The organism is Candidatus Symbiothrix dinenymphae, from assembly GCF_001431085.1.
Map to the genome: position 1 here is coordinate 1 of NZ_BBRU01000224.1, position 9,908 is coordinate 9,908.

9 protein-coding genes are annotated in these 9,908 nt (G+C 47.1%); 5 read left to right on the forward strand and 4 right to left on the reverse strand.

Annotated features, from left to right (window positions below; translation table 11 throughout):
• Window positions 1-525 precede the first annotated feature (525 nt).
• Window positions 526-864: a hypothetical protein gene (locus ASC50_RS07125; RefSeq protein WP_158648342.1), complete on the forward strand. Its 339-nt coding sequence runs from the start codon at window positions 526-528 to the stop codon at window positions 862-864.
• A gap of 84 nt (window positions 865-948) precedes the next feature.
• On the opposite strand, the gene ASC50_RS03145 is transcribed toward ASC50_RS07125, so the two are convergent.
• The 4 genes from ASC50_RS03145 to ASC50_RS03155 form a co-directional block, all read right to left on the reverse strand.
• Window positions 949-1,497 carry a GNAT family N-acetyltransferase gene (locus tag ASC50_RS03145; protein WP_055430786.1) on the reverse strand — a complete coding sequence of 183 codons (549 nt, stop codon included), beginning with the start codon at window positions 1,495-1,497 and terminating at the stop codon, window positions 949-951.
• A complete protein-coding gene (locus tag ASC50_RS07130) occupies window positions 1,494-1,661 on the reverse strand; it encodes a hypothetical protein (protein WP_158648343.1) in 168 nt (55 codons plus the stop codon). Before ASC50_RS07130 ends, ASC50_RS03145 begins: the two co-directional genes overlap by 4 nt.
• 417 nt (window positions 1,662-2,078) lie before the next feature.
• Complete coding sequence (locus ASC50_RS03150) at window positions 2,079-2,567, reverse strand: dihydrofolate reductase (protein ID WP_055430787.1); 489 nt, start codon at window positions 2,565-2,567, stop codon at window positions 2,079-2,081.
• An 11-nt stretch (window positions 2,568-2,578) separates the two neighbouring features.
• On the reverse strand, window positions 2,579-4,528 hold the full coding sequence (locus ASC50_RS03155) for a sialate O-acetylesterase (protein ID WP_055430788.1): 1,950 nt from the start codon (window positions 4,526-4,528) through the stop codon (window positions 2,579-2,581).
• A gap of 170 nt (window positions 4,529-4,698) precedes the next feature.
• Between ASC50_RS03155 and guaB the strand changes: the two genes are divergently transcribed.
• The 4 genes from guaB to ASC50_RS03175 form a co-directional block, all read left to right on the forward strand.
• The gene (gene guaB / locus ASC50_RS03160; RefSeq protein ID WP_055430789.1) at window positions 4,699-6,177 is read left to right on the forward strand and encodes an IMP dehydrogenase; all 1,479 of its coding nucleotides are present in this window, start codon (window positions 4,699-4,701) and stop codon (window positions 6,175-6,177) included.
• A 68-nt stretch (window positions 6,178-6,245) separates the two neighbouring features.
• Complete coding sequence (locus tag ASC50_RS03165; RefSeq protein WP_055430790.1) at window positions 6,246-7,859, forward strand: ABC-F family ATP-binding cassette domain-containing protein; 1,614 nt, start codon at window positions 6,246-6,248, stop codon at window positions 7,857-7,859.
• 13 nt (window positions 7,860-7,872) lie between these two features.
• Window positions 7,873-9,153: a DNA methyltransferase gene (locus ASC50_RS03170; RefSeq protein WP_056928693.1), complete on the forward strand. Its 1,281-nt coding sequence runs from the start codon at window positions 7,873-7,875 to the stop codon at window positions 9,151-9,153.
• Between the two features lie 3 nt (window positions 9,154-9,156).
• Window positions 9,157-9,908, forward strand: a 752-nt coding sequence (locus ASC50_RS03175; protein WP_162491129.1) for a DNA-methyltransferase, incomplete at its 3' end; no start/stop codon positions are given.

Below are 9,908 nucleotides of genomic sequence, written 5' to 3' on the forward strand. Positions count from 1 at the left end.
GCATCGCCCTACGCTATTGCTCGAAGGGCTTCACCCTTAACCTGACGGCTATGCCACTACGGGGTTGCCGGCAGGAGGTAAAAATTTCTGCAACCCCACCCAATATGTTAAAAATGCCTTAAATCGCATTAAAATGCCCAAAAACGGGGCTTCTAACGGAAGCATGCCATACGCTATATTTCTACCTTTTATCATCTTTTTTTTTGTTGTTTTTTATGTTCGGGCGCAAAGGTAGTGAATAGTTTTGAGTTATGAGTTATGAGTTATGATTTTTTTGCGAATTTATGGATTTTTAACATATTGGGTGGGGTTGCAGAAATTTTTACCTCCTGCCGGCAACCCCGTAGTGGCATAGCCGTCAGGTTAAGGGTGAAGCCCTTCGAGCAATAGCGTAGGGCGATGCCCAGTCGTGGTCGGAAGATTGGGTTGATGTTGAATTTACGGGCTGAAAGCCCAGCATATCCCAGCCCAACGCATCGCGTTGGGAAAATGATAATGATGAATAATGATGAATAATGATGAGATATGATGGGGCAACATAATGATATAATGCCCTTTCAGGGCGCAACACACACAACACACACAACACACACAAAACCCATTACCCCAACGCGATGCGTTGGGCTGGGATATGTTGCCCTTTCAGGGCGCAACACACGCAACACACACAAAACCCATTACCCCAACGCGATGCGTTGGGCTGGGATATGTTGCCCTTTCAGGGCGCAACACACGCAACACACACACAAAACCATTTCCCCAACGCTGGGCTTTCAGCCCGTAAATTCAACATCTAACCAATCTCCCGACCACGACTGGGCGATGCCCTACGCTATTGCTACAAGGCTTTCAGCCTTAACATAAAATTCATCCTGTTAATCTTTTAATCCTGAAAATTCTGATTCAGACAAAAATGTTCTCTGCGGGATAGAACAAAATTATGAATTATTATGCCGGTATTGCTTTCAAATCAAAGTACATGGCACGGGTGTCCTCGTCTGTATCTTTGGTTGTGAGGTATCTAAATTGGGCTTTTTCGTAAAAAGGAAATGCAGTGCGATAGGCATCTACGGTAATGAACCGGCAGGCGGCGTGGTGCTGCTCGTAGAGGTACATCATCGTAACAGTATCAATAATACGCCGTCCTATTCCGTATCCGGCATATTTTTTCGCTACTGCCAAACGTCCGATTTTTACCGAAGGATACGTTTTGCGCCTTTTGCTGTTTGGGATTTTGCGCCCTACTTTGTTCCAAAGGGCTTTTTCTTCTTCAGTCAAAATCGCAGTTCTATTTAAGCCATCGTATGAAAGACAAAAATAAGCCGCTATTTCACTTTCAATTTTCACCAAATAGGTAACAGCAAGCATTGCTTTTGAATAGTTTTTTGCATCATTGAGCAAAAAATCATTCAAATCAATGTCGCCACAATCAAAAGAGGAAATCGGGGTATCTTCTTCCAAGCGAACAATGTCGATTTTATCTACAATTTCACTCATTTGGGGCATATCGGAAATCGCGCTGCTTTTTTATACCAGTCGTATGCTTCTTGCATTTCTTTTCGCCTTTCGGGCGAAATCTGCTGCACATTTTCCATCGCCTTTGCAAAGCGGATAGAATCCCTGCCGGTAAGAATCGGCGTAGGTTTAATTGGTGTTGCCATATTGTTTTTTATTTATAATTTTGGGCAAAGGTAGTGAATAGTTTTGAGTTATGAGTTATGAGTTATGTTTTTTTGCGGATTTATGGATTTTTAACATAATGTTCGGAGTTGCCGAAAAAATTAATGACTATCCGCAATCATACCACTTGGCTTTCGTTCCTTGTCCCGCAGGGACAGCACTTTATTAACCGTATGCTTTAGCTTACGGTACGAGAATGACGACAACCTCATAGTCCCGCATGGGACGGCACTTGAGATGGGTGCAATTTTGCAGAATAACAATGTGTCGTCCCATGCGGGACTTTGGGGGGGCTCCATCACTCCCGTAGACTAAAGTCTACGGTTAATAAAGTGCTGTCCCTGCGGGACAAAACACCGTCTGCTAAAAATAGCATCTGAAAAAAAAATTAGGTTGCCTTAGCGCTCTAATTCCACAAAGGTGAATGCGTAGGGATGCTTTTCGTCCGACAGATGGGATTCTTGGCTCAACACGCGCCATTCCGAGTAATTAATTTTTGGGAAAAACACATCGGCATTGGGGAACGAGGCTTTGATTTTTGTCAAATACAGTTTGTTGGCACATGCGAGGGTCTGTTCATAAATTTGCGCGCCGCCAATGATAAACACCTCGTCAGTGTCCATCAGCTTGATAAAGGCGTGGTCTAATGATGGATACACCTCAACACCTTCTATTTGCAAATCCGCTTGGCGACTAACCACCACATTGCGCCGGTTAGGCAACGCCCCCTTGGGCAGCGAATCAAACGTCTTCCGCCCCATCACCACCGGATGACCGGTCGTAATCTCCTTAAAATGAGTCATATCGGCTGGCAAACGACAAAGCAGGTTGCCTCCACAACCTACCTCGTTCTTCTCCCCTATCGCTACAATCAGTGAAATTGTCACGTTTGTTCAGACTATTTTGTCCTGAACGGCGACGCAGGCAACCCTGCACCATTATACAAGTTGCACTCCGGATTTTCTGCCCACGCATAGCGCGCCGCTACCGGAAATTGCACTTCGGCGCACGACACCACCACCTCATCGCCTTCAATCTTAGCATCCGCCTTGTAGTACTTGTGGTCGGGTCCGGCAATCGTAAAACCCGAAAGAGGGGCGTTGTTTTTGCTTTTCAATCCCTGATTGGTATGATTGAACCGGATGCGAATCGTCTTCCCCACAATGCTATGCGACTGATAGATGGGACCGGAGAAGGCAATATTTTCCTTATAGGTGTTTGCCCGCGCAGCCAATGCCAGGCGCAAACCCACATCCTGCTTGTTTTTCGGATGGATGTCTCTCGCCTCGCCAATATCAATTGTAACCGCCATACCGGTGTTTTCCAACGCTAAAGTCTGCGACTGTGCCTCTCGCAACAGGGGCCAAGCCTCGCCTAATGATGCCGCAAAGTTTGCCAACTGCACAAAGTAAAACGAGAAATTGTAGCCCCACAATTTGCGCCAATCTTGAATCATCAACGGGAAAAGTGTTCTATACTGCTCGGCGCGGCGCGCATTGCTCTCGCCCTGATACCAAATGGCACCCTGCACAGCATACGGAGCAAGGGGATGAAGCATCGCATTGTATAAAACAGTGGGTCGGTTGGGATTGTTCGACACCCCGACAGGGGCGTTTCCCAACTTCGTTAAGTCCACAACGGCATTATATTTCCACTCGGTTGCCAATGCAAGTTTTTCTTGAGGCTTAGCGGTAAGCGACAGGGACATGTTTTGCGGCTCTCCGTAAATGCCGCCTCCGCCTCCGGTATCAGTCACGCGAACAGCTATAACAGCCTTACCTGCTTTCACTTGGGATGCCGGTATTTTATAGCGGCGGTCGACATTATGACCGTTTGTTGCACCCACTTTCACACCATTGTAATAGGTGATGTCGCTGTCGTCAATCATTGCCAAGTTGAGTTGCAGCTCTTTGCCTGCCCAAGCCGCAGGGATTTCTACGGTCTTACGAAACCACACGATGCCGTCGAAATTGGCTAATCCCTTGCTTTCCCATACGCCGGGGAGGGTCATGGTTTGCCAGGCATTGTCATCGAATTTGCTTTGCTCCCAATGGTTTGTACTGCCCAAATCGGCTTTGATGATTTTCTCGTTCCAGGCTTTAAGATTCTGCTCGTAAGTACGTTGCGCCTCTTCCTCAAACACTGCCCGTATCTCGCTCACGCCGGCTTTAAAATCCGGCATCAGTTCCAACGATTCGCCGCTTGTCCACGCTTCCGCAATGGTGCCGCCCCACGAGGTGTTGATTAACCCAATGGGCACTTTCAGATTTTGCAACAAATGGCGACCAAAGAAGAAGCCCACAGACGAAAATTCCGCAACAGTAGCCGGAGAACACTCTTGCCAGCCGTCACGCGTACTCTTCAAATCTTCCAGCGGCTGAGTGGAGGTCGTCCTGTTCACCTGCAACAGACGTATTTGCGGATAGTTGGCGGTGGCAACCTCCTGCTCATAATTTATCACTTTGCCCCAACCTGCCACCGGCATTTCCATATTCGACTGACCGGAGCATATCCACACTTCGCCAATGAGGATGTTGTTGAGCGTAACGGCTTTCCCATCGGAAATCGTAATCGAGTAGGGCGTGTTGCTCGCCACAGGAGTTTGCACGCTCACTTGCCACTTGCCCGTCGGGTCGGCATGCACCACATACGTCTTTTTGTCCCAGGAAGTGGTAACAGTAACCTCTTTCTTCGGCGTAGCGCGCCCCCAGACAGGAGCCTGAGTTTGCTGCTGCAAGACAAGATTGTCGGTAAATACTTTCGGAAGCTCAATACGAGCAAACGAGGAGAACGTCCCTGCAAACAGGAACGAAGATGCGAAAAGAATTTTACTAAAATTTGTTTTCATATTTATAATTGTTATTTTTTTTTCGGGCGCAAAGGTAGTAAATGTTTTGCTATTTAGCAAATATTTTTTCGATTTAGGGTGCAGGCCGCCTCACCCCCTCGCAAACTCAAGAATTTGCGTAATCCAAAAAAAAGCCGTACATTTGCGCGCAATAAAAAAAACTTACCGTTATGTCATTTATTGCTGATAAAGTTGTTATGGATGGGTTGACGTTTGACGATGTTTTGCTGATTCCCGCTTATTCTGAGGTGTTACCTCGCAATGTTGAACTTTCGACACTGTTTTCTCGCAACATCAAACTGAACATTCCGATGGTTTCTGCCGCTATGGACACCGTCACCGAAGTTAATTTGGCTATTGCGATTGCTCGTGAGGGGGGTATCGGTGTGATTCACAAAAACATGTCCATCGAAGAGCAGGCTAAACAGGTGCGCTCGGTGAAACGTGCCGAAAATGGGATGATTTCGCACCCCGTGAGCATCAAACGCGGCAAAACAGTGGGCGATGCGCTCGATTTGATGGTGGAATACAAAATCGGCGGCATCCCCGTGGTGGACGACGAAAACCACCTGGTGGGCATCGTCACCAACCGCGACTTGCGCTTCCAACGCAACCGCAATCTGCTGATTGACAAGGTGATGACTTCCGAAAAATTAGTTACCACCGACCAGTCGACCAACCTCGAAAGGGCAGCCGATATTCTGCAAAAATACAAAATTGAAAAACTGCCGGTAGTGGATAAAGACAACAAATTGATAGGTTTAATCACCTACAAAGACATCACGAAGGCGAAAGACAAGCCGTTTGCCTGCAAAGACGAACACGGTCGCCTGCGTGTGGCAGCCGGTGTGGGTGTCACCGCCGACACGCACGAACGCATCACCGCTCTGGTGGATGCCGGAGTGGATGCCATCGTGATTGACACCGCTCATGGACATTCCAAAGGCGTGATTGAGGTGCTGAAAGCGGCAAAAAAGCATTTCAAAACAACCGACATAATCATCGGAAATATCGCCACCGCCGAAGCCGCCAAAGCGTTGGCAAAAGCAGGTGCCGACGGTATCAAAGTGGGCATCGGACCGGGTTCGATTTGCACCACGCGCGTCATTGCAGGCGTTGGCGTACCGCAACTGTCTGCCATCTACGAAGTGGCTAAAGCACTGAGAGGCAGCGGAATACCGGTGATTGCCGACGGCGGACTGCGCTATTCGGGCGACATCGTGAAGGCATTGGCAGCCGGCGGCAATTCCGTGATGATGGGTTCGCTCTTGGCAGGCGTGGAAGAGTCGCCGGGCGAAACAATTCTCTACAACGGTCGCAAATTCAAATCCTACCGCGGCATGGGCTCGCTGGAAGCTATGCAAAAAGGCTCCAAAGACCGCTATTTCCAAGATGTGGAAGACGACATCAAAAAATTAGTGCCCGAAGGCATCGCCGCCCGCGTACCGTTCAAAGGCTCGCTCTACGAAGTCATCTACCAGATGACCGGCGGACTAAGGGCAGGCATGGGCTACTGTGGAGCCGCCAACATAGAGCAATTGCACGAAGCCAAATTCACCAGAATAACAGCAGCAGGAATGCTCGAAAGCCACCCACACGATGTCGCAATCACGCAAGAAGCGCCGAATTACAGCTCAAATAGGGGGTGAGACAGACTAAAAATAGCTCATAACTCATAACTATTTCGTATCTTTGCACCCAAAAAACAAAAAAGCAGATGATAACAGTTAGTAATTTGAGCATTCAGTTTGGGAAGCGGGTGTTGTTTCAGGAAGTTAATATGAAGTTCGTTTCGGGCAATTGCTATGGCATTATTGGGGCGAATGGTGCGGGGAAATCCACGTTTTTGCGGGCTTTGAGCGGCGATTTGGAGCCAACGAGCGGGCAGATTTCGTTTGGTCACGGCGAACGCCTCTCGGTGTTGCGGCAAGACCACTTTGCTTACGATGAGTTCACGGTGTTGGATACCGTTTTGCAGGGTCACACGGTGCTGTGGGACATTATGAACGAGAAAAACGCCCTCTATGCCAAAGCCGATTTCAGCGATGCCGATGGCGTGCGCGCGGCGGAATTGGAGGAGCGATTTACCGAATTGGACGGTTGGAACGCCGAAAGTGATGCCGCCAACCTGCTGAGCGGTTTGGGGATAAAGGAAAGTTTGCACACGACCCTGATGCGCGACATCAGCGGGAAGGAAAAAGTGCGCGTGCTGCTCGCACAAGCCCTGTTTGGCAAGCCCGACAACCTCCTTTTGGATGAGCCTACCAACGATTTGGACTTGGAAACAGTGTCGTGGCTGGAGCATTACTTGAGCGAGTTTGAAAACACGGTATTGGTGGTGTCGCACGACCGCCACTTTTTGGATTCCGTGTGTACGCACACTGTGGACATTGATTTTGGCGACATCAAACTCTTTTCGGGCAATTACAGTTTTTGGTACGAGTCGTCGCAATTGGCTCTCCGTCAGCAGCAAAATCAAAATAAGAAGGCGGAAGAGAAGAAAAAGGAATTGGAAGAATTTATTCGCCGATTTTCTGCCAATGTGGCGAAGTCGAAGCAGACCACCAGCCGCAAAAAGATGATTGAGAAGCTCAATATCGAGGAAATTCGTCCGTCGTCGCGCAAATATCCGGGCATCATTTTCACGCCGGCGCGCGAAGTGGGCAATGCCATATTGGAAGTCAATGGTTTAGGGGCAAGTGTCGAGGGCGAAACGCTGTTCAAAAGCGTGTCGTTCAATGTCGAAAAAGAGGATAAAATCATTTTTCTGTCGCACGACCCGCGGGCGATGACAGCCTTTTTTCAAATCATCAACAACGAGAAAAAGGCGGATGCAGGCACCTTTGAGTGGGGTCAAACCATCACCACAGCCTATCTGCCGCTCGATAATTCCAAATATTTCGACACCGATATGAATTTGGTGGAGTGGATTTCGCAATTCTCGTCCGACACCCACGAGGTGTATCTGAAAGGCTATCTGGGCAAGATGCTCTTTTCGGGCGAGGAGGTGCTGAAAAAAGCCGCCGTGCTGTCGGGAGGCGAGAAAATGCGCTGTATGATTTCGCGAATGATGCTCAACGATGCCAACTGCCTCATACTCGATTCGCCCGCCAACCACCTGGATTTAGAGTCGATTCAGGCGTTCAACAACACACTGAAGAACTTCAAAGGCATCATCCTGATGTCAAGCCACGACCACGAATTTATCCAGACAGTCTGCAACCGCGTCATTGAACTCACCCCCAAAGGCATCATTGACAAGCGCATGGATTATGATGATTATATCATTTCGGATGAAATTCGGGCGTTGCGCGAAAAACTTTATGCGTAAAAAACCTCTCAGTATGCAAGAATTTATCAACACCCTATACACAGAAGATAATCTATTTATACTGACCGGATTAAATAGCAATTTAGTCGATTTGATATATTTAGACCCGCCGTTCAATTCCAAGCGGATTTATTCTGCGCCGATAGGCAGCAAGGCGGCCGGCTCAAGCTTCAAAGATATGTGGACGTGGGAGGATGTCAATGTGGCCTATCTCAATACTTTGGCAGAAAATTACCCCGCATTGACGGATTTTATCGCTGCCACAGGTGTGATGCACAGCAAAGCGATGGCGGCATATTTAACTTATATGGCGCAGCGCATCATCGAAATGCACCGCGTATTGAAAGACACAGGTTGTTTGTATTTGCATTGCGACCCTACGGCAAGCCATTATTTGAAAGTGGTGTTAGATGAAATTTTTGGCAAAGATAATTTTAGAAATGAAATTATATGGCATTATAAAACAACATTGAAAGCATCGTCAAGTCATTTGGGAAGAGACCACGATGTGATTTTGTGCTATGCAAAAAGTAATTTACATCAAATTCACCCCGACAGAACAGATTATCCGGCCAGTGAAAATACTTTGAAAAGATGGGGTAAATATGCTGATACAGAGGGTTTTGTGAGCAACAAACATTTTGCAGGCAGTAGTTCAACCATCATTGATACGAGTGATGACGAAAAAGGTTTCAACATTAATTACGGAATACCGCGAGATGTGTGGTATATCCCACATTTAACAGGCAGCAGTAAAGAAAAAACAGGCTACCCGACCCAAAAGCCGCTTGCATTATTGCATCGCATTATTAAAGCATCGTCAAACGAAGGCGATATTGTGCTTGACCCGTTTTGCGGCTGTGCCACCACTTGCGTGGCAGCCCAACAATTGGGTAGAAAATGGATTGGCATTGATATTGAAAAACAAGCCGCTGATATTTTGGTTGAAAGATTGAGTGATGATGCAGGGCTGTTTAAAAATTTTGTGCATACAGCGATTATACCTCAACGAACTGATATACAAAAAGTTGAGCCGACAAAATCGGTTAAGGAGCGTCTCTACAAAGAGCAAAACGGCTTGTGCAATGCCTGCGGAACTGCATTTGACATTTGGAATTTGGAGATAGACCACATCCGTCCGCGCTCGAAAGGCGGCGGTGACTGCTACGAAAATTATCAGTTATTGTGCAGCCATTGCAACAAAATGAAAAGCGCTAACCCAATGGAAAGTTTGCGGTTGAAAATCGAAACACGCAAAAAATTATTAAAGGAAAAAATAACTTTTGGAGAATAAAATATGGAAAACTTTATCAACACCCTATACACAGAGGATAATCTATTTATACTGACCGGATTAAATAGCAATTTGGTTGATTTGATATATTTAGACCCGCCGTTTAACTCCAAGCGGATTTATTCGGCGCCGATAGGCAGCAAAGCGGCCGGCTCAAGCTTCAAAGATATGTGGACGTGGGAAGATGTGAATGTGGCCTATCTCAATACTTTGGCAAAAAAATATCCGGCATTGACAAAATACATTGCTGCGATAGGCGCGATACACAGCAAAGCGATGGCGGCGTATTTGACTTATATGGCGCAGCGCATCATCGAAATGCACCGCGTATTAAAAGACACAGGCAGTCTGTATCTGCATTGCGACCCTACCGCAAGCCATTTTTTGAAAGGGGTATTAGATGAAATTTTTGGCAAAAAAAATTTTAGAAATGAAATAATTTGGTGTTACAAACGACCGTCTGCACCGAAACAAAGACAGTTGCCACGCTTGCACGATGTGATATTTTGGTATTCAAAAGGTGAACAATGGACCTTTAATGGGGATGCAATTAGAGTGCCTTATGCTCAAAGCAGTCTCGACAGAGCAGGTTATGCGGCTAATGCGAGCAAAATGACAGATGGCGGTGCTGTTGAATTGAAGGAAGATGGAAAATTGCCTGAAGACTGGTGGGATATTCCAATGTTAAAAGGAAATTCCAAAGAAGCCACGGGTTACCCCACCCAAAAACCGCTTGCGCTGTTGCATCGCATCAT